We start from the raw sequence: 26,437 nt of genomic DNA, 5'->3' as shown, positions 1-26,437 counted from the left end.
TGGATATATCCAGGCCGGTTTTTTTGTGACCGTTTTCGACGAGACGGTCATGTCGGAGGTACCTATGTCGAAGTCGACCACCAACTACCGTCCCGAAACCCGCCTGGTCCATTCCGGCACCCTGCGCTCGCAATTTGGCGAGACGTCGGAGGCGCTGTTCCTGACCCAGGGCTATGTCTACGACACCGCCGAGCAATGCGAAGCGCGGTTCAAGGGCGAGGATCCGGGCTTCATCTATTCGCGCTATTCCAATCCCACCATCGCGATGTTCGAGCGCCGCATGATCGAGCTCGAAGGCGCCGAGGCCGCCCGCTCGGCGGCAACAGGCATGGCCGCGGTGACGACCGCGATCCTGGCGCCGCTCAAGGCGGGCGATCATCTGGTCGCCTCCCGTGCGCTGTTCGGCTCGTGCCTCTACGTCGTGCAGGACCTGCTGCCGCGTTACGGCATCGAGACCACGCTGGTCGACGGAGCCAATCTCGACGAATGGCAACGCGCGGTGAAGCCCAACACCAAGACGTTCTTCCTGGAGAGCCCCACCAACCCGACGCTCGACGTGCTGGATATTCCTGCCATCGCCGAGATCGCGCACAAGGCCGGCGCGCGGCTCGTCGTCGACAACGTGTTCGCGACGCCGATCTGGCAGAGCCCGCTCGCGCTCGGCGCCGACGTCGTGGTCTATTCCGCGACCAAGCATATCGACGGCCAGGGTCGCTGCCTCGGCGGCATCATCCTGTCGTCCGAGGCCTTCATCGCCGAGCACATCCACAACTTCATGCGCCAGACCGGCCCGTCGATCTCGCCGTTCAACGCCTGGGTCCTGCTCAAGGGCCTGGAGACCCTGGGCGTGCGCGTGCGCGCGCAGACCGAGACTGCCGCGCGCATCGCCGACGTGCTGGCGAGCCATCCGAAGATCTCGCGGCTGGTCTTCCCGGGCCGCGCCGATCATCCGCAGGCAGCCTTGGTGAAGAAGCAGATGCGCGGCGGCTCGACGCTGGTCGGCTTCGAGGTCAAGGGCGGCAAGCAGGCGGCGTTCCGCGTGCTCAATGAATTGAAGCTGGCGAAGATCTCGAACAATCTCGGCGACGCCAAGAGCCTCGTCACCCATCCGGCGACCACGACGCATCAGCGCCTGAAGCCGGAGGACCGCGCCGCGCTCGGCATCAGCGAAGGCTTCATTCGCTTCTCGGCGGGGCTGGAGCATGCCGATGATCTGATCGAGGATCTGACCGCGGCGCTGGAGAAGGCGTGAGGGGGTGAAGGTCTCGTAGGGTGGGCAAAGGCGCGCTTGCGCCGTGCCCACCATTCTCGATGACAATGACGAGATCGTGGGCACGGCGCGCGAAGGGCGCGCCTTTGCCCACCCTGCGGCACCGTCTTACATCGGCCGATACGTCCGCACGTCGGCCGGCACGTTCACGCCCAGCTTGATCTGGCCGACGGAGCGGATGATGTCGTCGCCGAGCAGCTGGGCGAAACAGGCGTAGCCCCAATCGTTCATGTGCAGGCCGTCGGCGATGACGAAGCCCTCGACCGGAATGGCCTGCTTCTCGTGCCACTCGCGCATCACCTCGAAGCGCGGGAAGATGCCGACGTGACGGAGCTCGGCGACCTTGCCGAGCAGCTTCACCATCCTGCCGGCGCTTTCGGCGCGCTGGTTGACGGCTGGCGAATATTGCGGATCGACCAGCACGATGTCGGCGTCGCCGGCGGCCTGGATGCGGCCGATGCCCTCCTCGACCAGCTTTGCGGTCTCGCCGGGATCGAGATTGCGCAGTACGGCGTTGGTGCCGACCTGCCAGATCACGAGATCCGGGTGCACGTCGATCACCTCCCTCTGGAGGCGCTTCATCATCTCGGGCGCGTCCTCGCCACCGACGCCGGCATTGACGACGGTGATGTCGGCGGTCGGATATTGCCGGCGCAACTGTGCGGCAAGACGGTTCGGATAATTGAACTCCGGTGAGGTCGCACCGAAGCCCGCGGTCGACGACGAGCCGAACGCGACGATGACGACGGGCTTGCCGGCGACGAGCTTGCCCGCGACATGCGGCAGCGAGCCCATCGCCTTCGTACCCCCCTTCGGCGGCAGGCATGGCACGCGGCTGAAAATATCGGCGGCGGACTTCGCGACCTCTTTCACTTTGTCGATAGCGCGTGAGGTGACGCCGCGCTGCTCGGGTGACCTTGCGGCAACGGTGGTCTGGGAGGGTGAAGCGGGCACGGGATCAGACGACTGCGCCGGTGCGGGCGTCGCCTGCGCGGCCTGGGTCTGCGCATGCGAGGCCGGCGTCAGCAACAACAGCACTGCGGCTGCAGGCGCGACCAGCCGTAACGTCAGGCAAAAAGGGCGGAGAGAACTCATTAACGCTAGACCTCAATTTTGCTGCTGGGCCGGCTCCAGATGGGCAGCGTCGATCACGAACTGTGCCAACGCCCGGCCGAGGCAATCATGGACCTGTTTCGCCAGCTCGGGCCCGCGGGACGGGCTGAACAGGTCGAACTGACCCTGCTCATTCCACTGCCGCATGATCGCGAAACGATCAAACAGCGGGATGTCGTGCTCCTGCGCCACCACGCGCATATTATCGAGGAATGGCTGGGCCGAGATCATCGTCTCGGTACGTGGGCTGTACTGTAAATTCATCAGAACGACGTCGGCCCCTGCCTTTTGCAGCGCAATAACCCCGTCGGTGACGGCGCTGCGAAACTCGTCGGGATCGATGGATCGGATGGCATCCACGGTCCCGGTCTGCCAGACCACCAAAGTAGGCGTTTTTGCTTCCATCAGCTTAACGAAGTTCGAGGCGGCCTCCTCTGCCGTCCTCTTGCTCTGTATTTCTACGGAGACGTGCACCGCCTCCGACGGCGGCAGCTTTTCCTTCAGGATCGCCTCCATGCGTGCCGGATAGGAGCTGCTCTCCGACGCCGGAATCGTGGTCGAGCGGCTGCCGATGACCAAAATCTCGAGTGGCTTACCGGCCTTGACGGCTTCGGCGACCTTGGGAAGCTGGCTTTCGCTGTTGAGTAGATAGGACGGCACCTCGCACGCCGCGGGCGCAGCGGCAGGCGCAGCGGCATCCCCCGCGCGCGCCACAGGCGCGGCGAGGCTACCGCATAGCAGGACCAGGCTCAGGAGAACCTTCGCCTTCATCAGCCCCCTCCCGCCAGATCGGCGCTGCCGACGGCGTTCTTGGTTTTCGCACCGCTCTTGTCAGCCACGCGCTTGTACCACGAAATCACCCAGGCCACGCCCCACATGATCAGGACCCCGGAGAGACTAATCAGCGCATGCACGGCTGCCCCACCGGAGACTTCGGCGAGAATGAAATGGCCGGCGAAGGCCAGGAAGACGCCGAGGCAGAATATCTCCAGGGAATGCTGGCCACATAGAATCAATGGGCGCAGCCAGCGCGATTTCAAGCCCGGCCAGTCCCGGGGCAGGAAGCGCACGGTGAGCGCGGCCAGCGCCAGGAAATGCGTGAAGCGCAACACGTCGAGGTCGGTCTTGTCGATCGGATACATCCATTGCTCGACCCGCTTCGGCATGAACTGGGAGAGCTGCGGCACGTACCAGGTCAGCGTCACGTAGAACGCCGCGACGAGATAGGCGATCGCGATCCACATCGTCACCGGCGAAGCCAGGATACGCGACATGCGACGGGCACCTCCGAGCGCGCACCATGCCCCGAACACGAACAGCAATTGCCAGGCGAAGGGATTGAAGGCCCAGAAGCCGTTCGGATAGGCCGACAAATAGAGATCGTATTCCCAGGTCACCGCGTAGAGCACGACCGAGAGGCCGAGCGTGACGTCCGGTCGCCATTTCATCGACCACAGGATCAGCGGCAGCGCCAGCATCAGCACGATGTAGAGCGGCAGCACGTCCATGTTCACGGGGCGGAAACGCAGCAGCAGCGCCTGCACGATGGTGACGTCGGGCTGCTTGAGGAAATCCATGATCCCCATCTCTTCGGTGTAGAGCGGGTTCTCGAAGCGGGTCGCGACGTAGGAGATCTCGGCGAGGAAGATCGTGAACAGGAAGACGTGGGCGACGTAGATCTGCCAGACCCGGCGCAGGATGCGCGCGGTGGCGATGACGACGCCGCTCTCCAGCATCGCCCTCCCGTAGACGAAGGCGGCGGTGTAGCCGGAGATGAAGATGAAGATCTCGGTGGCGTCGCTGAAGCCGTAATTGCGGATGGTGAACCAGGTCAGCAGGCTCGGCGGCAGATGGTCGATGAAGATCAGCCACAGCGCCAGCCCGCGGAACAGGTCGAGCCGGAGCTCGCGCTCGCCGATGGCGGGCAGCGTGATGGCCGGCGCCCTCGCGCGCGGCTTCGCCCGCGCGGGCTTGACGTCAGCAGCCACGCTGTCCGCAGGCTTGACGTCAGCAGGCCTGACGTCAGCAGGCTTGGCGGTTCCCGCGGTCGTCGATCCCGTCACTTGGTCGGCAATGATCATCGGGGGGCCAAATACCCTTCGGCAAATCGCGACGTCTCGAGGAGTGTACCGGTCCGATCGTCGTCTCGCAAAGCGGCCGGGTCACAGGAGGGCTCGACCCCTCCGGGGGTATTTCCCTCGGGGTGTCCTTCCCTTCGAATTCTGGCGGGACGATGTCGCCAAAGCCGCCTCGAGGGTTTGGTTCCGGAGCCGGATTTCGGTATGGTAGCAGCCATGTACCGCGCCGTGACCCGCCAGATTGAAGTAACCGTCGAGCCGAACTTTGTTCCGGAACAGTCCTCGGTCGACCGTTCCCGCTATTTCTGGTCCTACACCATCGTCATCACGAATTCGGGCGAGGAGACCGTGCAGCTCAAGACGCGGCACTGGATCATCACCGACGCCTCCGGCCGCCAGCAGGAGGTCAGGGGCGAAGGCGTGGTCGGCGAGCAGCCGACGCTCGCCCCCGGCGAGCGCTTCGAATACACCTCGGGCGTCCCGCTCTCGACCGCCTCCGGCTTCATGACCGGCCGCTACCAGATGGTCACCGAAAGCGGCGCGCGCTTCGAGATCGACGTGCCGGCGTTCTCGCTGGACAGTCCGGATAACAAGCGGGTGTTGAATTAGCGGGCTGCACGCTCGTGTCCCGGCGCAGAACCGGGACCCAGCGCGACACGGCACGATGCGGATGGATGGGGCAAGAGAGCGGAGTGTAGCGCAACTCTCTCCAAGTCGTCATTGGGATGCTTCCCTGCACATCCCAGCGGCAGTGCCGTAGGGTGGGCAAAGGCGCCAGCGCCGTGCCCACCATCTCCCTCCATGAGCAACAAAGCGTGGGCACGCTGCGCTTTGGCCACCCTCCGAGATCCGGCTTGTGGCAGGCAGCTCGGCTTGCAGACGCGCCTTTGCGTTCTCGCGGCGCGTTTCGCCCGAGCTTTGTTTCGTCTCGCCACCCTCTGATCCAAGAGGGCACAGGGAAGGCCGGGTGCCGGCTGGCACCCGCGGTCCGCTGCGCGAAATGCACGCGCAAAAAGAACCGCACAGCAGCATACAGGTGTCGCCGATCACTCGGCCTTCCCTGCGCGATGGCTGGACGGCTTATGCCGTGATCTCCCGGGAGCCGACCATTCCTTTTGGCCTCCCTCGCCCCGCGAATTTAAACGATGCAGTCTGCCCGGTTGGGCTCGCTCGCACCTTCGCGAAAGACTTGACCGTGGCAACGACGGCCAGGACCACACGGTTTTGCCGTACGCACGGCCCGCCATGTCGCCGCAGTATTCCCTAGCTCCGTCGACAGAGCCGGAAACTTACGAGCGAGACGAAGCCTAGCAGCGCCGTCGTCCGCACGCGGTTACGGGCTCACAGGGACTACCCGCCCTGCCCGCACCTCTCATGCCGACGCTGCCGCGTCCACCGCAAGCCCGGCTCGCGAACATGACGACGACAAGTCGCCCCTCTTGGGTGAGCCGGGATGGGCGACACATACGCCGAAACCGAATTTCGGTAAAGTGGAATATTTTTGCGTGCGTGGATTGACAGAGGGCGACACAGGCGCGGTGCCGTAGCCCGGGTGAGCGGAGCGATACCCGGGAGCGGTGCAGCCGGCACGGAGGCCCCGGATGTCGCTTCGCTCATCCGGGCTACGGGACTACGCGCACTGCGAACTCTGCTACCCCGCGCGGCGGGCGCGGGCCCGGCTTTCCCAGCGGGTCGGCGCGAAGCGCCGCCCGATGACAGGCTCCGCGACATCTGGGATCTCTGCGAGTGACGTCCCGGGTATCGCTGCGCTCACCCGGGCTACGGCCTCGCTCGCTACGCGTCCTCGACGCCCGCCTCGGCCGGCGTGAAATCGTACACCGAGCTGCAGAACTCGCAGGTGACGACGACCTTGTCGTCCTTCACCATTGCCGCGCGGTCGTCGGGCGAGAAGCTCTTCAGCATCGAGGCGACCGCATCGCGCGAGCAGGAGCACTGCGCCTTGAGGACCATCGGATTGAACACGCGCACGCCGCGCTCGTGGAACAGGCGGAACAGCAGCCGCTCGCCGGAGAGCTCGGGATCGATCAGCTCGACGTCCTCGACGGTCTCGATCAACGAGCGCGCCTCGACCCAGGCATCGTCTTCCGCGACGCTGTGCACCTCGACGCCATCGGGGGCATCGCCGGGATGCAGATCGGCCTGCCGCGCGCGCTCCGGCGCCTTCGGCAAGAATTGCATCAGCATGCCGCCGGCGCGCCAGCGATGCTTGCCGCCGTCGTTCGAGCGCCACTCCTCACCGACCGCGAGACGCACCTTGGTCGGGATCTGCTCGGAGCGCAGGAAATATTCGTGGGCGGCGTCTTCCAGGCTGCCGCCGTCGAGCGCAACCAAGCCCTGGTAGCGGCTCATGTCGGGGCCCTGGTCGATGGTCATGGCGAGATGACCGTGACCGAGCAGCGCGCCGGAATCCATTCCGGATTTTTGGGCATCGCCGAGGCGCGCGGCGTCGAAGCGCGCATAGGCGCGCAGGCGATCGGGCGCCTGATAGTCCACCACCAGGAACGACACCGGACCGTCGGTCTGCGCCTGCAGGATGAAGCGTCCCTCGAATTTCAGCGCAGAGCCGAGCAGCGTCGTCAGCACGATCGCCTCGCCGAGCAACTTGCCGACCGGCGCGGGATAATCGTGCTTGGTCAGGATCTCGTCGAGCGCTGGGCCAAGCCGCACCAGGCGCCCGCGCACGTCGAGCGCGTCGACCTCGTAGGGCAACACGGCGTCATCGATCGGAACCGCTGATGGCGCGCGAACCGGGCCTTCAGGGCCTGCTTTCATCTCGGGGGATTGGGAAACCATGGGGCGTTATCTGGGGTCGGTGGACAAAAATGGAAGAGGCGCGCGCCCGTTCAATCGTCGCCGGAGCAACGGGCTGCGTAGCCCGGATGGAGCGTCGCGTAATCCGGGGTATTCGCGTGACGCATCGTCGGCCCCGGATTTCGCTGGGCTCCATCCGGGCTACAATCAAGGGCTACTTCACCGCGTCGAAGCACCAGGCCAGAATGCCCTTCTGCGCGTGCAGGCGGTTTTCGGCCTCGTCGAACACGACCGATTGCGGACCGTCGATCACGTCATCGGTGACCTCCTCGCCGCGATGGGCGGGCAGGCAATGCATGAACAGCGCGTCGGGCTTGGCCAGCGACATCAGCTTGCCGTTGACCTGATAGGGCTTGAGCACGTTGTGGCGGTGCTCGCCTTCCTTGTCGCCCATCGACACCCAGGTGTCGGTGACGACACAGTCGGCGCCGCGCACGGCGGCCTCCGGATCGGTGCCGAGCATGATCGGCGCGCCGGTCGCCTTGATGAAGTCGCGCATCGCCTTTTTCGGCGCGAGTTCCGGCGGCGTTGCGACATTGAGCTGAAACTTGAAGCGCTCGGCGGCATGCGCCCAGGACGCCAGCACGTTGTTGTCGTCGCCGGTCCAGGCCACCGTCTTGCCCTCGATCGGGCCGCGATGCTCCTCATAGGTCATGAGGTCGGCCATCACCTGGCAGGGGTGCGAACGCCGCGTCAGGCCGTTGATGACAGGCACGGTGGCGTTGGCCGCAAGCTCCAGCAGCGCGTCGTGATTGAGGATGCGGATCATGATGGCGTCGACATAGCGCGACAGCACGCGCGCGGTGTCGGCGATGGTCTCGCCGCGGCCGAGCTGCATCTCGGCACCGGTGAGCATGATGGGCTCGCCGCCGAGCTGGCGCATGGCGACGTCGAACGACACGCGTGTCCGGGTCGACGGGCGCTCGAAGATCATCGCCAGCGTCTTGCCTTCGAGCGGCCTGACCGGCTGATGCGCCTTCTGCTTCGCCTTCATGGCGGAGGACGCCGCAAGCATGCGCTTGAGCTCCGACAGCGGCAGCTCGTTGATATCGAGGAAATGCTTCGGAGTTTTGTTGGGGGACTTGCTCATCAGCTTGCCGCCCGCTTGGTCTGGCTGGACGAGATCGCGGAACAGGCGCGCTCCAGCCGCCCGATGCTGTCCTCGATCTCGGCTTCGGTCACGATCAGCGGCGGCAGGAAACGCACGACATTGTCGCCGGCCCCGACGGTGAGCAGCTTTTCATGACGCAGCGCCGCGACGAGATCGCCGGAGGGCACCACGGCCTTGATGCCGATCAGCAGGCCCTCGCCGCGCACCTCGCTGACGATGTCGGGATAGCGGTCGATCACGGAGGCAAGCTTCTGCTTCAGCAGCAGCGACATTCTCTGCACGTGGTCGAAAAAGCCGGGCGCGAGCATGACGTCGAGCACGGCGTTGGCCGCGGAGATCGCCAGCGGATTGCCGCCGAAGGTCGAGCCGTGCGAGCCGGGCCCCATGCCGGCGGCCGCATCCGCGGTCGCCAGAATGGCCCCGATCGGGAAGCCGCCGCCGAGCGCCTTGGCCAGCGACATCACGTCCGGCGTGACGCCAGTGCGCCGATAGGCGAACAGATCGCCGCTGCGGCCCATGCCGGTCTGCACCTCGTCGAAGGCGAGCAGCAGGCCCTTCTCGTCGCAAAGCTGGCGCAGCGCCTTGAGGAAGCCAGGCGTTGCCGAGCGCACGCCGCCCTCGCCCTGGATCGGCTCGATCAGGATGCCGGCGGTGTGCGGACCGATCGCCTTCTTGACGGCCTCGATGTCGCCATGCGGCACCTGGTCGAAGCCTTCCATCGGCGGACCGAAGCCTTCGAGATATTTTGCCGAGCCGGTCGCAGCCAGCGTCGCCAGCGTGCGGCCGTGGAAGGCGCCTTCGAAAGTGATGATGCGATAGCGCTCCGGATGTCCCTTGGAGAAGTGATGGTGGCGCACCAGCTTGATCACGCCCTCCAGCGCTTCGGCCCCCGAATTGCCGAAGAACACGAAGTCCGCAAAGCTCTCCTGGCAGAGCCGGTTGGCGAGCTTCTCGCCATCCGGGCTCTGGAACAGGTTCGACATGTGCCAGAGCTTCGTCGCCTGCTCCTGCAGCGCCTTGATAAGATGCGGATGGCAATGGCCGAGCGCATTCACGGCCACGCCCGAGGTGAAATCGAGATAGCGATCGCCATTGGTCGCGATCAGCCAGCAGCCTTCACCGCGCTCGAAGCCGAGGTCGGCTCTCGCGAAAACGGGGAGCAAATGCGGCGCTGCGCTGTTCGTCATGATGTCACTTGAATGTTGCGGACGATGTGACGCGTGCATTGCGCAACGCACCATCCACCGGCCCGGAAAACGAAACGTGCCGCCTTTTAAGGGCGGCACGCGGGACTATCTTATGCCTGGCAAGACGGGTGTCAATGCCGCCCGGAAAGCCTCGGGAAACGCAGAATCCGTAGTCTTGCGGTGCCGATTTTGCGGGATTTCACCACGGAACATGTGGAAGCGAGTCGGCGGACTCTTGCGCGGGAGTCACGCCATATTGTAGCGTTTGGATTGTCAGATACGACATCTCGTGCAGCGGTTCTGATCTCAAGAGTCCTCATGTACCGGCGTAAACGTTCGGGCGTCAGTCGCGCCCGGCGAGCCTTAAGGGATTCTGGCGGCACGGGTTTTTCGAAGCTTAGCAATCGCCGCATGGGCGCCAGGACGGCAGCCGCGCGACGAGGGAAAGGGTGCAATGACGGTTTTGACCTGGTCCGATGATCGCGTCGAGCAGCTGAAAAAGCTCTGGGAGGCCGGACTTTCGGCCAGCCAGATCGCAGCTGAGCTCGGCAATGTGACCCGCAATGCCGTGATCGGCAAAGTGCACAGGCTCGGTCTGTCCGGCCGCGCAAAGAGCCCGTCATCGGCCGCGCCCCGGCCGCGCAAGGCGCGCCCCGCACAGCACATGATGCGGGTGACCCGCCCCATCGCGCGCGGCAACACCGCGCTGGCCCAGGCCTTCGAGGTCGAGGTGGAGGCCGAGCCGGTCACCTACGACAACGTGGTGCCGATGAGCCAGCGGCTGTCGCTGCTCGAGCTGAACGAGGCGACCTGCCATTGGCCGGTCGGCGATCCCTCCAGCCCGGACTTCTTCTTCTGCGGCGGCAAGGCGCTGTCCGGCCTGCCCTACTGCGCCCAGCACTCGCGCGTGGCGTATCAGCCGGCGGCCGATCGCCGGCGCGCAGCACCTAAGCCGGGGCCGCGGTGAGCTTGCGGATTTAGCTGACTAAGGACGGCGCTGTCACGCGACGACGGTCCAACAATCTCGGTGTCATCCCCGCGAACGCGGGGATCCATAACCACAGGGCGCAGTTGTTGCGCGAGATGGTCACTCCGAGTCTTCGCCAAACTACGTCCTGTGGTTATCGCGACGAGCGCAAGCGCTCGCGCGGAGATCCCGGGCTCGCGCTGCGCGCGCCCCGGGATGACGGCTGAGATTGCGGCTACAACTCGCCAAATGGCAGCCCACAACCCCCTACGCCTGCTCGGCCTTCGCGAAGCGATCGTCCAGCGCGTAGCCGGCGCCGCGAACGGTGCGGATCGGGTCCTGCTCGCGGCCGAGATTGAGCAGCTTGCGCAGGCGGCCGATATGAACGTCGACGGTGCGCTCGTCGATGTAGATGTCGCGGCCCCAGACGCTGTCGAGCAGCTGCTCGCGCGAGAACACGCGGCCGGGATGCTCCAGGAAGAACTCCAGCAGGCGATATTCGGTCGGGCCGAGATCGATCGGCCGGCCCGAGCGCGCCACGCGGCGCTTGTCGCGGTCGAGCTCAATGTCGCCATAGGCCAGCACGGTGGCGAGCCGCTCGGGGCTGGCGCGCCGCAGCAGGCCCTTCACGCGCGCCAGGAGCTCCGGCACCGAGAACGGCTTGACGATGTAATCGTCGGCGCCGGTCGCAAGCCCCCGCACCCGCTCGCTCTCCTCGCCGCGCGCGGTGAGCATGATGATCGGCAGCTGCTTGGTGTCGGGCCGGGTGCGCAGGCGCCGGCACAGCTCGATGCCCGACAGGCCCGGCAGCATCCAGTCGAGCACGATCAAATCGGGGACGTGCTCCTTGAGGCGGGTGTCGGCGTCGTCGCCGCGCATGACCGTCTCGACGTCATAGCCGTCGCCTTCGAGGTTGTAGCGAAGCAGCTCGGTGAGAGCTTCCTCGTCCTCAACCACCATAATGCGTGCGCCCATGGTGTCGTCGCTCCTTAAAGTCTTCAGGTATTCGGGATCGCCGTGGCGAAGGTGGTCATGTCGCCCTTCGGCCGCTTGTCGGTGATCGCCTGGCCCTCGATCATGTAGAACACGGTCTCGGCGATGTTGGTGGCGTGGTCGCCGATCCGCTCGATGTTCTTGGCGCAGAACATCAGGTGGATACAGAACGAGATATTGCGGGGATCCTCCATCATGTAGGTGAGGAGCTCGCGGAACAGCGAGGTGCAGATCGCATCGACCTCCTCGTCGCCCTTCCACACCGCCATCGCCGCCGGAAGATCGTGGGCGGCATAGGCGTCCAGCACCGACTTGACCTGCTGCTGCACGAGGTCGGTCATGTGCTCGAGGCCGCGGAACAGTTTCAGCGGATGGAAGTCGGTCTCGAGCGCGGCGACGCGCTTGCCCATGTTCTTGGCGAGGTCGCCGATGCGCTCGAGGTCGGTCGCGACGCGCATCGCGCCGACGATCTCGCGCAAATCCACCGCCATCGGCTGACGGCGGGCGATGGTGAGCACCGCGCGTTCCTCGATGCGCTTCTGCAGCGCGTCGAGATCGGCGTCGATGGTGACGACGCGCTGGCCGAGCGCGACGTCGCGGCGGATCAGCGCATCGACGGAATCGACGATCATGCGCTCGGCGATGCCGCCCATCTCGGCGACCAGGCGTGTGAGTTCCTGGAGGTCGGTGTCGAAGGCCTTGGCGGTATGTTCGGTACCCATGTCGCGTCTCCTCAGCCGAACCGGCCGGTGATGTAATCCTGCGTGCGCCGGTCAGTCGGCGACGTGAAGATCTTGCTGGTGTCGTCGAACTCGATCAGCTCGCCGAGATACATGAAGGCGGTCTTGTCGGAGACGCGCGCGGCCTGCTGCATGTTGTGGGTGACGATCGCGATCGTGTAGTTCTCGGACAGTTCCTGGATCAGCTCCTCGACCTTGGCGGTCGAGATCGGGTCGAGCGCCGAGCAGGGCTCGTCGAACAGGATGACTTCGGGGCGCACCGCGACGGTGCGGGCGATGCACAGGCGCTGCTGCTGGCCGCCGGAGAGCGACAGGCCGGAAGCGTTGAGCTTGTCCTTGACCTCGTTCCAGAGGGCGCCGCCGCGCAGCGCCTTCTCGACGCGGTCGTCCATCTCGGACTTCGAGATCTTCTCGTAGAGGCGGATGCCGAAAGCGATGTTCTCGTAGATCGTCATCGGAAACGGCGTCGGCTTCTGGAACACCATGCCGACCCGGGCGCGCAGCAGATTGAGGTCGAGCTTGGGGTCGAGGATGTTGGTCTGGTCCAGCATCAGCTGGCCGGTGGCGCGCTGGCCCGGATAGAGGTCGTACATCCGGTTGAAGATGCGCAGCAGGGTGGACTTGCCGCAGCCCGACGGCCCGATGAACGCCGTGACGCGGTTGGCGCCGAGCGTCAGGTTGATGTTCTTCAGCGCGTGGTGCTCGCCGTAATAGAAGTTGAGGTTGCGCACCGTCACCTTGGCGGGCGCCTCGGGCAGCACCGGCGCGTGCGGCAGGCCACCGGACGCGCTCATCGATACGGAAAGATCACTCATTTTGCGGTCCTCTCGGCGCCAAGGATGCGCGCGCCAATGTTCAGGGCAAGCACGGTCAGGGTGATGAGCAGAGCGCCGCTCCACGCCAACTGCTTCCAGTAGGCGTAGGGGCTCTGCACGAAGTTGTTGATGGTGACGGGCAGGTTGGCCATCGTCTTGTTCAGGCCGAGGCTGAAGAACTGGTTCGACAGCGCGGTGAACAGCAGCGGCGCGGTCTCGCCGGCGACGCGGGCGGTGGCGAGCAGCACGCCGGTGATGAGGCCGGACCGGGCCGCACGATAGGCGATCCGCTTGATCACCAGCGAACGCGGCAGGCCCAGCGCCGAGGCCGCCTCGCGCAGCGGATTCGGCACCAGCAGCAGCATGTCCTCGGTGGTGCGCAGCACGACCGGGATCACGATGACCGCGAGCGCCAGGCTGCCCGCGATCGCGGAGAAGCCACGCATCGGCACCACCACCGCGCCGTAGATGAACAGGCCGATGATGATCGAGGGCGCCGAGAGCAGGATGTCGTTGATGAAGCGGATCACCGAGGTCAGGCGGTCGTTGCGGCCGTATTCGGCGAGGTAGGTGCCGGCGAACAGGCCGAGCGGCGCGCCGATGCCGACGCCGATCACCGTCATGATGACCGAGCCGACGATCGCGTTGCGCAGGCCGCCTTCGGTCGAACCCGGAGGCGGCGTATCCGCGACGAAGAGCTCGAGATTGAGGCCGGCAAGGCCGTTGTAGAGCAGCGTGACCAGGATCAGCGCGAGCCAGGTGACGCCGAAGACCGCCGCGGCGAAGCAGAGCCCGCGGATGACGATGTCGGTGCGGCGACGACGCGAATAGATCGGATTGAGGGCCATGACCTTACTTCCCCGCCTTCTTGTCCAGCCGCATCAGCATCAGCCGCGCGGCGGCCAGCACGAAGAACGTCAGCACGAACAGCAACAGGCCGAGCAGGATCAGGCCGGACTGGTGCAGGCCGTCGCTCTCGGCGAACTCGGATGCGATCGCCGCCGAGATCGTGGTGCCCGGCGCGAAGATCGACGAGGAGATGCGGAACGAGTTGCCGATGATGAAGGTCACCGCCATGGTCTCGCCGAGCGCGCGGCCCAGCGCCAGCATGACGCCGCCGATGATGCCGACGCGGGTGTAGGGGATCACCACGCTGCGGACGACCTCCCAGGTGGTGCAGCCGACGCCGTAGGCGGCCTCCTTCAGCACCGGCGGCACCGTCTTGAACACGTCGACCGAGATCGAGGTGATGAAGGGCAGCACCATGATGGCGAGAATCAGCGCGGCGTTGAACGTGCTGAGATAGGACGGCGGACCCGCGAAGATCGCGCCGAGCACCGGGACGCCGTCGAATATTTTGATCATGAAGGGCTGGAAGCTGTTGGCCAGAAACGGGCCGAGCACGAAGAAGCCCCACATGCCGTAGATGATCGAGGGAATGCCGGCCAGCAGCTCGATCGCCATGCCGATCGGGCGGCGCAGCCATTGCGGGCAGAGCTCGGTGAGGAAGATCGCAATGCCGAGACCGACGGGAATGGCGATCAGCATCGCGATGAAGGAGGTGACGAGCGTGCCGTACATCGGCCCGAGCGCGCCGAGCACCGGCGGATCGGCCGACGGCGCCCAGCGCTGCGTCCACAGGAAGGAGAAGCCGAATTCCTTCATCGCCGGGAACGCGCCGACGATCAGCGAGATGATGATGCCGCCAAGGATCAGCAGCACCGAGATCGCGGACAGCCGCGTGATCCAGTAGAAGGTGACGTCGCCGAGCTTGAACGCGCCCAAGGCCTTGGCGCGATCATACGGTCCGGCGTCGTCGATGATATCGCTCTGAACGGCCATTTCTGCCACGCCGATCCCCTGTACCCGTTATATACGCTTGTTGCCGGTTGTTGTGGTCTTGCGCTCCGGACGCGGCGCAAGGCCGATCCGGAGCGGAGGTTTTTCGAACTCCCGGAGTGATGCCCGGGACAGGAGCCCTTAGCTCTTGATATCGGCAGCCCAGGTCTTCTCGATCTGCTTGACGACGGTGTCCGGCATCGGGATGTAGTCGAGCTCCTCGGCCGCCTTGTCGCCCTTCGTGAAGGCCCAGCGGAAGAACTTGATGGCTTCCTGCGAGGCCGCCTTGTCGGTGGCGTCCTTGTGCATGAGGATGAAGGTCGCCGCCGTGATCGGCCAGGACTTCTCGCCGGGCTGGTCGGTCAGGATGACGTAGTAGCCAGGAGCCTTGGCCCAGTCGGCGTTGGAGGCGGCCGCCTGGAACGCTTCGACGGTCGGCTGCACGGTCTTGCCGGCCTTGTTGACGAGACCGGTGTAGGTCAGCTTGTTCTGCTTGGCATAGGCGTACTCGACGTAGCCGATCGAGTTCTTGGTCTGGCCGATGTTGCCCGACACGCCTTCGTTGCCCTTGGCGCCGACGCCGACCGGCCACTCGACCGCGGTGCCCTCACCGACCTTGCTCTTCCAGTCCGCGCTGGCCTTGGAGAGGTAGTTGGTGAAGTTGAAGGTGGTGCCCGACCCGTCCGAGCGGCGGACCACGGTGATCGCCTCCGACGGCAGCTTCACGTTCGGATTGAGCTTCTTGATGGCCGGATCGTCCCACTTGGTGATCTTGCCGAGATAGACGTTGGCCAGCGTCTCGCCGTCGAACACCATCTCGCCGGGCTTCACGCCCTCGAGGTTGACCACGGCAACGATGGCGCCCATCACCATCGGCCACTGGACGAGGCCGTCCTTCTCGAGCTGCTCGGCCTTGAGCGGCATGTCGGTCGCGCCGAAGGTCACGGTCTTGGCCTGGATCTGCTTGATGCCGCCGCCGGAACCGATCGACTGGTAGTTCAGGCCGTTGCCGGTCTCCTTCTTGTAGGCGTCAGCCCACTTCGAATAGATCGGGAACGGGAAGGTCGCACCGGCACCGGTGATGTCGGCAGCAAAGGCCGCTGTCGTCGAAGCGGCGACCATGCCGGCAGCGACGATCGTTTTGAGGAAATTCATGCTGGTCTCCATACAGGGGAGCGAAGCGCCATCCGCGCCCGATCGCGCTCCCCATGCCGCCCCCTTTAGGAGCGGTCGGCTGTGCTTTTACGAAGGTTTCGTGACAGTCGGATGACACACTTAAGCGATTGTAATCGCTTGTTTTTCAGCTCGCCGCCGGACCCCTCGCCTGGGGAAAACAGGCGGTGAAGGTGGCGCCCTGCTTGGGCACGCTCTCGATCAAAAGCCGGCCGCGATGGCGGTTAAGAATATGTTTCACCAGCGATAATCCGAGCCCGGTGCCGCCCTGCGAGCGGCTGTCGCCGACGTCCACCCGGTAGAACCGCTCGGTCAGCCGCGGCAGGTGCTCGGGCGCGATGCCGGGGCCGAAATCGCGCACCATGATCCGGATTTCCTGAGTTCCATCAGTGGCCGCGCCAGATGTTAGCGACACGATGACGCGACCGCCGGAGGCGCCGTATTTGAGCGCGTTCTCGATCAGATTCTCGAACAGGCGGAGCAGCTCCTCGCGGTCGCCCGCGATCATCACCGGCCCCTCCGGCAGCTGGATCTCGACCTCGACCTGGCGCTCGCTCGCCAGCGGCTCGAGCCCGTCGGCGACCTGGCGGATGATCGGCAACAGGTCGACGAGCGTGTCGGGCCGGACATGGGCCGACAACTCGACCCGCGACAGCGACAAGAGGTCGTCGATCAGGCGCGCCATTCGGGTGGCCTGGTTGTGCATGATGCCGAGGAAGCGCTCGCGCGCCTTGGGATCGTCCTTGGCCTGGCCCTGCAGCGTGTCGATGAAGCCCGACAGGGCAGCCAGCGGCGTGCGCAGCTCGTGGCTGGCATTGGCGACGAAGTCGGCGCGCATCTCCTCGACCCGGCGCAGCGGCGTCTGGTCGTGGAAGGTCATCAGCATGCATTTGTCGGCACCGCCGAAGCTGGTCGGCACCGGCACCGGCGTGATCATGAGCTCCATCCAGCGATCGACCGGGACGTGGTCGAGATAGGTCGCGCGCCGCGCCTCGGTGGTCGCGATCGCTTCGCGCAACGCCGTGATGATCTCCGGTGAGCGCAGCGCGAACTGGGCGAGCTCGTTCCGGCGCAGCGCCGGCGCGAGCTGGGCGGCGGCGGCGTTGAGGTGGATGACGCGGCCGGCGCGGTCGAGCAGCACTGCCGGATCCGGCATGCCGGCGACGACCGCCGCCACCGCCGCGCTCTCGACCGGGTTGATGCGCCTGACCTCGTCGCGGGACGCGGCGGGATCGTGCAGCTGCCACGGGATCAAGGCCGCAGCGGCGATGCAGAGGAACACGATCGCGGCATGAAGCGCCGACATTTCGCCGAGCGAGACCACGACGGACAGCGCCAGCGCCGCGGCGATCAGGATCACGGTCGAATGCCGCAGCCGGTCGGACCAGGGCTGCGCGGAGGGAGAAGATGGGGCGTCGATCGCCATCGGGCGGACTTCTCCTGGAGGACCGGTCCTAAGACTTGTCGCTTCGCTCTCTCACGTAAGCGGCTTTAGGCGCCGGGCCGGGGTCGAGCTTGAGCGCCGCCTGCTGCAGGCGCTTCGATCGTGCGCCGATGATAACTTCGCGAAACGTCAGCAAGATTACAGAGATGACGAAGGGCGAGAGATAATAGAGGACGCGGAACAGCAGCATGCCGCCGAGCAGCTCCTCGCGGTCCATCTGCCAGAGGCCGACCAGCATGGCGGCGTCGAACACCCCGAGCCCGCCGGGCGAGTGGCTGGCGAAGCCGAGCAGGGTGGCCGAGACGAAGATTACCGCGACCACCACGAAGCCGAGATTGGGCTCGTCCGGAACCAGCACGTACATCGCGAGCGCGCAGAAACCGAGATCAATGATGCCGATCGCGATCTGCAGCAGCGTCAGCGGGCCGCCCGGCAGCTGCACGGTCCAGGGCCCGCGGCCGACCACGCGCGGCTGGGTCCAGACCCAGACCACGTAGCCGACCAGCCCGACGATGATCATCAGGGCCAGCGTCCGGTTGAGCCAAGGCGGCAATTGGTCGATCGAGGCGGCGGCCTCGGGATGATAGGCGATGCCGAGGCCGAGCACGGCGGCATTGCCGAGCCAGAAGGTCAGGCCGGCGAGGAAGCAGATCTTGGCGACGTCGATCGCGTTCAGGCCGTAGGCCGAATAGATGCGATAGCGCACCGCGCCGCCGGTGAAGACGGATGCACCGACATTGTGGCCGATCGAATAGCTGGTGAAGGCCGCGAGCGCGTTGATGCGATAGGGCACATGGGCATGGCCGATCGCGCGCACGGCGAACAGGTCGTAGAAGGTCAGGGTGAAATAGCCCGCGGTGACGAACAGCGCCGCCAGCGCAATCTGGCTCGGCTCGGTGCTCTTGATCGCTTCGAGGACTTCGTTGAAATCGATGCCTCGCAGCATGTGGTAGAGCACATAGCAAGCGATGCCGATGACCGCGACGCTGATCACAACGCCAAGCTTATGCAGGATTTGCTTCTGGCGCAGAAACGACACCGCTCTGCGTATGGCTTCCAGCATCTAGACCTCGAACAACGCTTCAGCGGCCAGGGTGGCCGGCGAACAGGCAGACGACGCACAGGCACTCAACGAACGGCACTCGACGATCCCTTGCCGCCGGCTCCGGCATCGCGCATGCCCCCTGCCCCTCCACTAGCGTGTTTTGGGGCGGAGTGGAATTCGCCAATTCGAACAAAAACACGTGCATTCAATATTTTAGGCAGGGTTGCGGGCTCCTGGTGCACGGTTTGGCGCCTTCGGCGGCAGGCTTGACGCGAATCTCCATGGCGATCCTGCGCAGGCGCCATGAAGTTTTGATGATTTCGGCCGCACAATGTTCCGTCATGGCTTAAGCTGACGTCAATCTATGGGCCGCGCGCGCCTGTTGAAAGAGGGGCGACATGAGCGTTTGGTCACGGTTTGCCGATGATCTCAGTGCCCGCGTTGCACAGCAAAATCACCGAACGGCCTCAGGCTGGCTGCGCGAGACCACGCGGTCGCGAAGCCAGGCACCGATGGTGCAGCCGATGAGGTAGCAGGCGAACATGATCAGGCCGAGATCGAGCCAGTAGCCGAAGCGGCCGGGGACGACGTGTGCGAACGAGGCCGCGACCAGGCCGGCAGCAAGCGCGGCCAGCCAGCGCGCCGTCACCTTCGAGGTGCCGTTACCGCGCTGGACCACCGAGATCCAGCCCATGCAAAAGCCCAGCAGCAGCGAGCCGATCAACCAGCCCAGATGGAACGAGACGAGATAGGGCATCGTCACCTCACCAGAAATTCGATGCGGCGGTTCTGCGCCTTGCCGTCATCGGTGTCGTTGCCGGCGACCGGCTGCGTGCTGCCGTGGCCGACTGCGGTGAAGCGGCTGGCGGGCAGGCCGGCCTTGACCAGATAGTCGATTACCGCCTGCGCACGCTTCTCCGAGAGAGCCCGGTTGAAGCCGCCCTCGCCGTCGGCGTCGGTATGTCCGGCAACCTCGACATTGGTGGTGGGGCAGCGCAGCGCCGTCTCGATCAGATGATCGAGGATGGCGGCGGAATCCGGATCGATGTCGGCGCGCTTGGCCGCGAAGCGGATCTTGCCCTTGGCCAGAAGGTCCGTGAACAATTGCTGGCACACGGTGCCGTCGACAGGGCCTGCCGCGGGCTTCACGGTGATCTCCGGCTTGTACTGCCAGTTCTTCGGGAAGTCCTTGCCGAGGCCGGCGCGGATGTCGTTGGCGGCCGCCTCATAAAGCGCGTCGCCCGACAGCTTCACCTCGCGGTCGGAGACCACGAGCGTGCCTGTCGACAGCCGCGACAGCGCGCCGAGTGCGGCGATCACGGCCGTGTTGAAGGAGCCGGGCGCGCCGACGCTGGCCTTGAGATTGTCGACGACCTTCTCGGTGAAGAATTTTCGCGCGGCGCTGGTGGCGATCGCCGCGTGGATGGTGTTATCGGGCACGTAGCCGGTCAGCGTCACGGTCGCGGCGACGGGATCCTTGTAGGCCTGGAAGATATAGGGCGGCGCCTTGACGTCGTTGGCGGCGATCGAAAAGCCTTCGGGCAGGTTCTTCAGCGCCGCCGCGATCGCCTCGCGGCCACCGAGATCGCGCGCCATGCCCGAGAGATTGACCTTGGTGTCCGTGATCGTGATCTTGCCGTCCTTCAGCTTGCCGATCTGGTCCAGCAACAGCGTCGCGGCGGCCTCGAACCGCGGCGGCGCACCGCGCGCCAGCCCCATCTGATCGGCCACCTCGGCGCCGCCGACCTCCTTGCGGGCCACCTCGGTCAGCCGGCCCTTCATCGACGGCAAGGGCGCGGAGCCCGACAGCGTCACCCGCACCACGTCGCGCTCGGCGTTCCAGACGAAGGGTTTGGCCTCGGGAACAAGGCGGGTCCGGTCGTCGACCAGGCGCACGCCGGGGACGGTCTCGACCGCCATCACGGCGTCCCGGCGCCCCTCCTCGGAGAAGGCGTCCGCGGCCAGGCTGACGTCGCGGCCATCGACCGCGATCCGGGTCTTGTCCAGAACGGTATCCTTCAGAGCAGCCGAGCTGCGGGCCGACAGGTCGGCCTCGACCGGTAAGGTATTATTCCAGGCCGCAAATCCCCACATGACGGCCAGGGGGATCAGCCCCAGCCACCATTTGCTGGCCCACCTAAAAAGCTTCTGCATTCGACGACCCGAACTCTGGAACCGGAGACAAAACAAACCCTTGGCAGGCTGTCAAACCGGAAATGGTGCCCTTCCGAAGGCGCCGGCCCGACAATCCGACTAACTTTTTCTTCAAGGGTTCTTCCGTAAGTTGCGGGCGGAATGCCAGAGTCTGCCAGCGGGTCATGAAACAACTGCGTAACAACGTCATCCGCGCCGGGCTGGGAGCACTCTATTTCAGCGGGGCGCACCACCTGCTGCGCCCACTTTTGTCGGGCGTCGGCGCCATTTTCATGCTGCACCACGTGCGGCCGGCCCGTGAGGCCGCGTTCCAGCCGAACCGGCATCTCGAAGTCACCCCCGAATTCCTGCGCGCGACGCTGTGCCATCTGCGCTCGCGAGACATCGACATCGTCAGCATGGACGAGCTGCATGAGCGGCTGGTGCAGGGCCGGTTCGACCGCCGCTTCGCTGCCTTCACCCTCGACGATGGCTATCGCGACAATCTCGACTACGCGCTGCCCGTGATGCGCGAATTTGACGCGCCTCTGGCGGTCTATGTCGCGAGCGATTTTGCCGAAGGCACTGGGCGGCTGTGGTGGGCGGCGCTGGAGGCCGTGATCGCCAAGGCCGAGCAGATCGACGTCACGATCGGCCATTCCGCGCTGCGGCTCGATGCGACGACGGCTGTGGCCAAGCAGGTAGCGTTCGACCGCCTGCACGACTGGTTGCGCGCGCTGCCCGGCGAGCACGATCTCAAGCGGGAGATCGAGGCGCTCTGCGCGACGCACCACGTCGACATGGCAGCGCTGTGCCACAGCCTCTGCCTGTCCTGGGCCGAGTTGAAGAGCTTTGCCGCCGATCCGCTGGTCACGATCGGCGCGCATAGCGTCAGCCATTGCAACCTCGCCAAGCTCGCCGAAGACATCGCCGCGCAGGAGATCGCCACGAGCCGCGCGCGGATCGAGCAGGCGCTGGATCGTCCGGTGCTGCATCTCGCCTATCCCTATGGCGACCGCGAGGCCGCAGGCGTACGCGAATTCGGCCTCGCTGCAACGGCGGGCTTCAAGACCGCGGTGACGACGCGGCCCGGCATGCTGTTCGCCGACAATGCCGCCCACATGACGGCCCTGCCGCGCGTCTCGCTCAACGGCAACTACCAGGACGCGCGGATCCTGCCGGTGCTGACCTCGGGCGCCGCGACCGCGATGTGGAACGGCTTCCGCCGGATCGCGGCGGCTTGATCCATCCGCACACTCCGCCCTCATCCTGAGGAGCGCTCCAAAGGAGCGCGTCTCGAAGGATGGCCGCCCGCATCCTTCGAGACGCGCTGACGCGCTCCTCAGGATGAGGGCGGAGCTGGCAGCCTCTTCCTTGACTCCCCTCCCCCGCCCGCCCAAAACATCGCCAAACCAAAGGGAGGCACCATGTTCAACGATCTGTTCTCGCTCAAAGGCCGCGTCGCGCTGGTGACCGGCGGCTCGCGCGGCATCGGCAAGATGATCGCGGCGGGATTTCTCAGCGCCGGCGCCGCAAAGGTCTACATCACCGCGCGCAAGGCCGGCCCGTGCGAGGCCACGGCCAAGGAGCTCACCGCGCAATATGACGGCGAATGCATCGCGCTGCCGATCGACATCTCCACCGTCGAGGGCTGCGACAGGCTCGCTTCCGAGATCATCAAGCTGGAGCCGAAGCTCGACATCCTCGTCAACAATGCGGGTGCGGCCTGGGGCGCCGAGTTCGACGAATTCCCTGAAAGCGGCTGGGACAAGGTGATGGACCTCAACGTCAAGTCGCTGTTCTTCCTGACCAAGGCGCTGGCCAAGCCGCTGCGCGCGGCGGCCTCGCACGAACGGCCGGCGAAGGTGATCAACATCGCCTCGGTCGACGGCATCTTCGTCAATCCGGGCGAGACCTATTCCTACGCCGCCAGCAAGGCCGCCGTAATCCATCTGACGCGGCGGATGGCGACGAAATTGATCAAGGACAACATCAACGTCACCGCGATCGCGCCGGGCGCGTTCAAGTCCGACATGAACCGGGCCGCGCGCGACCATTCGGACGAGGTCGCCAAGCGCATTCCGGCGCGGCGGATCGGGACCGACGAGGACATGGCGGGGCTAGCGATCTACCTCGCCTCGCGCGCGGGCGATTACGTGGTCGGCAACACCATCGCGGTGGATGGCGGCGTGGTGTACGCCAATGCGGGGCTGGAGATCGCGGGGTAGGCGGAGCGCGAATGGTGAGTAGCGAATGGCGAGTGGCTCACCTACTCGCTACTCGCCAACCACCACTCGCCAGCGCCCTTACGACTCGATCTTCACGTACTCGAAATCACCGGGCTTGTTGTCGATGCCGACTTTCGGCGGCGAGATCCAGGAGGCGAACTTGCCGCTCTCCGTGACGGGCTGCATCAGCGAGGTGATGAAGTCGCCGTCGGCGATCGAGGGCAGCCAATCGTCCTTGCGCTTCGTCCAGGTGGCATCGTCGATCAGGAGGCCATCGGGCGTCGCGTGGATGCTCTTGAACTCGCCGATGTGGCGGTGGAAGGCGACGTTCGGCAGCTTGAGCTGGAAGTCGTAGCCCGCGGTCGAGATCACCTTGTTCCAGCGCAGCAGGCCCTTGACGCAATCCTGGCTGTAATCGTCGCGCAGGCGCATGTTGAGCGCGGTCAGCGCCGGCTCGTCGACCAGCTTGATCTCGCCATCGATGAACTTCAGCACCGGATAGGTGGCGTTCTTGAGCTGGTGATCGTCCTCGATCTGGGTCTCGTGATAGCGGCCCTTGATGCCGGCGTTGAAGGCGTTGGCCGCGTTGGTCGAGACCTCCGAGCCGAACAGGTCGAGCGACAGCGTGTAGTGCAGGTTCAGCTTCTTCTGGATGGTCGGAAGATCAATCACCCCGAGCGCGCGGACCTTGGCGATGTCGGTGGGATCGGTGATGCCGGCCTCGCGCATCGCATCGCAAGTGCGCTGCACGACGCGGGTGATGCCGGTCTCGCCGACGAACATGTGGTGCGCTTCTTCCGTCAGCATGAAGCGGCAGGTGCGCGACAGCGGATCGAAGCCGGATTGCGCGAGGCTGTGCAGCTGCATCTTGCCGTCGCGGTCGGTGAAATAAGTGAACATGAAGAAGGACAGCCAGTCCGGCGTCGCCTCGTTGAAGGCGCCCAGCATGCGCGGCGCGTCGGCATCGCCGGAGCGGCGGCGCAGCAAATCGTCAGCCTCTTCGCGTCCGTCGCGACCGAAATATTTCTGCAGCAGGTAGACCATTGCCCAGAGATGACGGCCCTCCTCGACATTGACCTGGAACAGATTGCGCATGTCGTAGAGCGAGGGCGCGGTCTTGCCGAGATGGCGCTGCTGCTCGACCGAAGCCGGCTCGGTGTCGCCCTGGATCACGATCAGGCGGCGCAGCATGGCGCGATGCTCGCCCGGGACTTCCTGCCAGGCCGGCTCGCCATAATGCTCGCCGAACGGCACGACGCGGTTCTCTTCCTGCGGCGCAAGCAGGATGCCCCAGCGATAGTCGGGCATGCGGACATAGTCGAACTTGGCCCAGCCGCGCGGATCGACCGAATAGGCGGTGCGCAGATACACCAGCGACTCCTGAAAGCCTTCCGGCCCCATGTCGCTCCACCAATCCATGTAGCCGGGATGCCAGCCTTCGAGCGCCTTCAGCACCTGGCGGTCTTCAGCGAGATTGACGTTGTTTGGAATCTTGGTCGAGTAGTCGACGTTCATGATGTTCATGGGGGACCTCCCGTGGGGGACTGGCTTACGTGATCGCTGTCGTTGATCGTCGCCGGCGAATGGCGAGTAGCGAATGGAATTCCCTATTCGCTATTCGCCACTCCCTACTCACTAAACCCGCGTCATATCGAATTTCGGCTTCTGGCCGCTGCCGTAGCGGCGCAGCGCGCCTTCTTCGCCGACTGCGTTGGGGCGCTGGAAGATCCAGTTCTGCCACGCGGTCAGGCGCGAGAAGATTTTCGATTCCATCGTCTCGGGGCCGACGAAGCGAAGGCTCGCTTCCATGCCGGTAAGGCTGTCGGGCGAGAAGCTGGCGCGTTCCTCCAGGAACACGCGGACCTCGTCGTCCCAGTCGATGTCGTCGAGCGCGAAGGTGACGAGGCCGAGCTCCTCGGCCTGCTCGGCGTCGAGCGCGGTGCCCATCGTCGCTTCCGCGCGCTCCACATCGGCGGGATCGGCCTGGAAGCGCGACTCCAGCCGCGTCAGGCCATGACTCATCGGATAGGGACCGAAATTCATCGCGGAGAGCTCGATCGACGGCGGCGGGCGGTTGTCGCCCTGGCGCGTGCCGATCAGCATGTAGGAGCGGTCGGCGGCGAAGACGAGCTCGGCGAGCGTGCCGGCGAAGCAGGAGCCGGGCTCGACCAGCGTCACCAGCGTGCGCGAGGTGACGTCGATGCGCTTGAGCACGCGCTTCCAGTAGTGGCGGATCTCGTTGACGAGCCAATGCGCCTTGTTGGCTTCGAGGAAGGCATCGTGCGCGAGCACATGGGCGCGCTCGCCATGGCTCTTGAACACCAGCATGGCGATCTCGAGCTCGTTGATGCGCAGATGCAGGATGGCGTCGTCGAGCTCGCGCGCGACCTGGAGCGGCCAGAACGACGCGCCCAGCGCCATCATGCCGTCGATGTCCGCGGGCGGCGCGACCTCCGGTGCCTTGATCGAGATGGTGGCGATGCGGGCCGTGCGATCGATGTCGACCGTGACGAAGCCGTAGCGGATGCTTGTCTCGTCGATGACGCGCTTGAGTGGGGAGAGCGTAATGCCCTTGCCGCTGCCCTTGCGCTTCGAGGCGGCCGCGAACTCCTTGGCGCGCTCGGCGATCTTGCCTTCGAGCTTGCTGTTCGGCACGATCTCGTCGACCAGGCGCCACTGCACGGCGCGCTTGCCCTTCACGCCCTCCTCGATGGTGCAGAAGAAGTCGGCATGGTCGCGGCGCACCTTGCGCTTGTCGACGACGCGGGTGAGACCGCCGGTGCCCGGCAGCACCGCGAGCAGCGGCACTTCAGGCAGCGCGACGGCGGACGAGCCGTCGTCGGCGAGGATGATGTGGTCGGTCGCGAGCGCCAGCTCATAGCCGCCGCCGGCCGCGGAGCCGTTCACCACAGTGATGAAACGCTGGCCGGAATTCTCCGACGAATCCTCCATGCCGTTGCGGGTCTCGTTGGTGAACTTGCAGAAGTTCACCTTGTGCGCGTGCGTCGAGCCCGCGAGCATGCGGATGTTGGCGCCGGCGCAGAACACGCGGTTCTTGGCCGAGCGCAGCAGCACGACCTTCACTTCAGGATGCTCGAAGCGCAGCCGCTGCACCGCATCCGCCAGCTCGATGTCGACGCCGAGATCGTAGGAATTGAGCTTGAGCAGGTAGCCCTCGAACAGGCCGCCGTTCTCGTCGACATCCATGGTCAGCGTCGCGACGTCACCCTCGACCGCGAGCTTCCAGTGCTTGTAGCGCGAGGGTTCGGTCTGGAAATCGATGAATGTCGCGCCGCCTGCGAGGCGCCGATCTTCCCCGGCCATGGGCCATCCCTATGCTGTCTTGGTTGTACCGTTAGATGCACAATAGTGCATATTTTTGAGCAAGTCCAGTTCTCAACGGACATTACATGCACTTTGTTTCATGAATCCGTACACCGCCCGCGTTGAGCGCTAAATGCCGGCGGCG

The 26,437-nt window shown here is 65.3% G+C and carries 23 protein-coding genes; 5 read left to right on the top strand and 18 right to left on the bottom strand.

Annotated elements, in window-relative coordinates:
* The first annotated feature begins 64 nt into the window (after positions 1-64).
* Positions 65-1,252 carry an O-succinylhomoserine sulfhydrylase gene (locus IVB24_RS04955; RefSeq protein WP_101635093.1) on the top strand — a complete coding sequence of 396 codons (1,188 nt, stop codon included), beginning with the start codon at positions 65-67 and terminating at the stop codon, positions 1,250-1,252.
* Positions 1,253-1,378: 126 nt separating this feature from the next.
* Here the strand turns inward: IVB24_RS04955 and IVB24_RS04950 are convergent, their stop codons facing one another.
* Genes IVB24_RS04950 through IVB24_RS04940 form a run of 3 tightly spaced genes read right to left on the bottom strand, consistent with a single transcriptional unit; the run spans position 1,379 to position 4,464 of the window.
* Positions 1,379-2,365, bottom strand: a complete 987-nt coding sequence (locus IVB24_RS04950) for an SGNH/GDSL hydrolase family protein (protein ID WP_247772223.1) — start codon at positions 2,363-2,365, stop codon at positions 1,379-1,381.
* A gap of 12 nt (positions 2,366-2,377) precedes the next feature.
* Positions 2,378-3,154 carry an SGNH/GDSL hydrolase family protein gene (locus IVB24_RS04945; protein WP_247772222.1) on the bottom strand — a complete coding sequence of 259 codons (777 nt, stop codon included), beginning with the start codon at positions 3,152-3,154 and terminating at the stop codon, positions 2,378-2,380.
* On the bottom strand, positions 3,154-4,464 hold the full coding sequence (locus IVB24_RS04940; protein ID WP_166467829.1) for an OpgC domain-containing protein: 1,311 nt from the start codon (positions 4,462-4,464) through the stop codon (positions 3,154-3,156). Before IVB24_RS04940 ends, IVB24_RS04945 begins: the two co-directional genes overlap by 1 nt.
* Before the next feature lie 213 nt (positions 4,465-4,677).
* On the opposite strand from IVB24_RS04940, the gene apaG reads away from it, so the two are divergent.
* Positions 4,678-5,070 (top strand): Co2+/Mg2+ efflux protein ApaG, encoded by a 393-nt coding sequence (gene apaG / locus IVB24_RS04935; RefSeq protein WP_247774283.1) that lies wholly within the window; start codon positions 4,678-4,680, stop codon positions 5,068-5,070.
* Between the two features lie 1,185 nt (positions 5,071-6,255).
* Here the strand turns inward: apaG and IVB24_RS04930 are convergent.
* From IVB24_RS04930 to IVB24_RS04920, 3 genes are all read right to left on the bottom strand, one after another.
* Positions 6,256-7,275, bottom strand: coding sequence for an Hsp33 family molecular chaperone (locus IVB24_RS04930; protein WP_094976364.1), 1,020 nt, complete (start codon positions 7,273-7,275; stop codon positions 6,256-6,258).
* Between the two features lie 172 nt (positions 7,276-7,447).
* Positions 7,448-8,383 carry an ornithine carbamoyltransferase gene (argF, locus tag IVB24_RS04925; protein ID WP_247772221.1) on the bottom strand — a complete coding sequence of 312 codons (936 nt, stop codon included), beginning with the start codon at positions 8,381-8,383 and terminating at the stop codon, positions 7,448-7,450.
* A complete protein-coding gene (locus IVB24_RS04920; protein ID WP_247772220.1) occupies positions 8,383-9,591 on the bottom strand; it encodes an aspartate aminotransferase family protein in 1,209 nt (402 codons plus the stop codon). The genes argF and IVB24_RS04920 overlap by 1 nt, the downstream gene beginning before the upstream one ends.
* Positions 9,592-10,045: 454 nt before the next feature.
* On the opposite strand from IVB24_RS04920, the gene IVB24_RS04915 reads away from it, so the two are divergent.
* Entirely contained in the window at positions 10,046-10,558 is a 513-nt protein-coding gene (locus IVB24_RS04915; RefSeq protein ID WP_094976361.1) for a GcrA family cell cycle regulator, read from the top strand.
* Positions 10,559-10,825: 267 nt separating this feature from the next.
* Here IVB24_RS04915 and phoB read toward each other — a convergent pair whose 3' ends face one another.
* The 10 genes from phoB to IVB24_RS04865 form a co-directional block, all read right to left on the bottom strand.
* Positions 10,826-11,533 (bottom strand): phosphate regulon transcriptional regulator PhoB, encoded by a 708-nt coding sequence (gene phoB, locus IVB24_RS04910; RefSeq protein WP_247772219.1) that lies wholly within the window; start codon positions 11,531-11,533, stop codon positions 10,826-10,828.
* A gap of 23 nt (positions 11,534-11,556) precedes the next feature.
* Positions 11,557-12,273 (bottom strand): phosphate signaling complex protein PhoU, encoded by a 717-nt coding sequence (phoU, locus tag IVB24_RS04905; RefSeq protein WP_094976359.1) that lies wholly within the window; start codon positions 12,271-12,273, stop codon positions 11,557-11,559.
* An 11-nt stretch (positions 12,274-12,284) separates the two neighbouring features.
* Positions 12,285-13,106 (bottom strand): phosphate ABC transporter ATP-binding protein PstB, encoded by an 822-nt coding sequence (gene pstB / locus IVB24_RS04900; protein ID WP_140481525.1) that lies wholly within the window; start codon positions 13,104-13,106, stop codon positions 12,285-12,287.
* Positions 13,103-13,954, bottom strand: coding sequence for a phosphate ABC transporter permease PstA (gene pstA, locus IVB24_RS04895; RefSeq protein WP_094976357.1), 852 nt, complete (start codon positions 13,952-13,954; stop codon positions 13,103-13,105). Before pstA ends, pstB begins: the two co-directional genes overlap by 4 nt.
* Before the next feature lie 4 nt (positions 13,955-13,958).
* Positions 13,959-14,948 carry a phosphate ABC transporter permease subunit PstC gene (gene pstC / locus IVB24_RS04890; protein ID WP_162308790.1) on the bottom strand — a complete coding sequence of 330 codons (990 nt, stop codon included), beginning with the start codon at positions 14,946-14,948 and terminating at the stop codon, positions 13,959-13,961.
* A 138-nt stretch (positions 14,949-15,086) separates the two neighbouring features.
* Complete coding sequence (gene pstS, locus IVB24_RS04885) at positions 15,087-16,100, bottom strand: phosphate ABC transporter substrate-binding protein PstS (protein ID WP_094977032.1); 1,014 nt, start codon at positions 16,098-16,100, stop codon at positions 15,087-15,089.
* A gap of 145 nt (positions 16,101-16,245) precedes the next feature.
* Positions 16,246-17,544, bottom strand: coding sequence for an ATP-binding protein (locus IVB24_RS04880; RefSeq protein WP_247772218.1), 1,299 nt, complete (start codon positions 17,542-17,544; stop codon positions 16,246-16,248).
* Between the two features lie 28 nt (positions 17,545-17,572).
* Positions 17,573-18,625: a lysylphosphatidylglycerol synthase domain-containing protein gene (locus IVB24_RS04875; RefSeq protein WP_094976354.1), complete on the bottom strand. Its 1,053-nt coding sequence runs from the start codon at positions 18,623-18,625 to the stop codon at positions 17,573-17,575.
* Between the two features lie 436 nt (positions 18,626-19,061).
* Positions 19,062-19,364, bottom strand: coding sequence for a hypothetical protein (locus IVB24_RS04870; protein ID WP_247772217.1), 303 nt, complete (start codon positions 19,362-19,364; stop codon positions 19,062-19,064).
* Between the two features lie 2 nt (positions 19,365-19,366).
* On the bottom strand, positions 19,367-20,761 hold the full coding sequence (locus tag IVB24_RS04865) for an OmpA family protein (protein WP_166476451.1): 1,395 nt from the start codon (positions 20,759-20,761) through the stop codon (positions 19,367-19,369).
* 164 nt (positions 20,762-20,925) lie between these two features.
* Here IVB24_RS04865 and IVB24_RS04860 point away from each other — a divergent pair, with 164 nt between their 5' ends.
* Both IVB24_RS04860 and IVB24_RS04855 read left to right on the top strand, forming a co-directional pair.
* The gene (locus tag IVB24_RS04860) at positions 20,926-21,984 is read left to right on the top strand and encodes a polysaccharide deacetylase family protein (protein WP_247772216.1); all 1,059 of its coding nucleotides are present in this window, start codon (positions 20,926-20,928) and stop codon (positions 21,982-21,984) included.
* A 183-nt stretch (positions 21,985-22,167) separates the two neighbouring features.
* Positions 22,168-22,968 carry an SDR family oxidoreductase gene (locus IVB24_RS04855; RefSeq protein ID WP_094976350.1) on the top strand — a complete coding sequence of 267 codons (801 nt, stop codon included), beginning with the start codon at positions 22,168-22,170 and terminating at the stop codon, positions 22,966-22,968.
* A gap of 78 nt (positions 22,969-23,046) precedes the next feature.
* Here the strand turns inward: IVB24_RS04855 and boxB are convergent, their stop codons facing one another.
* Both boxB and boxC read right to left on the bottom strand, forming a co-directional pair.
* Positions 23,047-24,483 (bottom strand): benzoyl-CoA 2,3-epoxidase subunit BoxB, encoded by a 1,437-nt coding sequence (gene boxB / locus IVB24_RS04850; RefSeq protein ID WP_247774282.1) that lies wholly within the window; start codon positions 24,481-24,483, stop codon positions 23,047-23,049.
* Positions 24,484-24,603: 120 nt separating this feature from the next.
* Complete coding sequence (gene boxC / locus IVB24_RS04845; protein WP_247772215.1) at positions 24,604-26,292, bottom strand: 2,3-epoxybenzoyl-CoA dihydrolase; 1,689 nt, start codon at positions 26,290-26,292, stop codon at positions 24,604-24,606.
* Positions 26,293-26,437 lie beyond the last annotated feature (145 nt).

The sequence above is a fragment of the Bradyrhizobium sp. 192 genome (assembly GCF_023100965.1).
GTDB lineage: Bacteria > Pseudomonadota > Alphaproteobacteria > Rhizobiales > Xanthobacteraceae > Bradyrhizobium > Bradyrhizobium symbiodeficiens.
The sequence above is the reverse complement of the archived record's forward strand: the minus strand, read 5'-3'. Positions and strand labels throughout refer to the sequence as shown.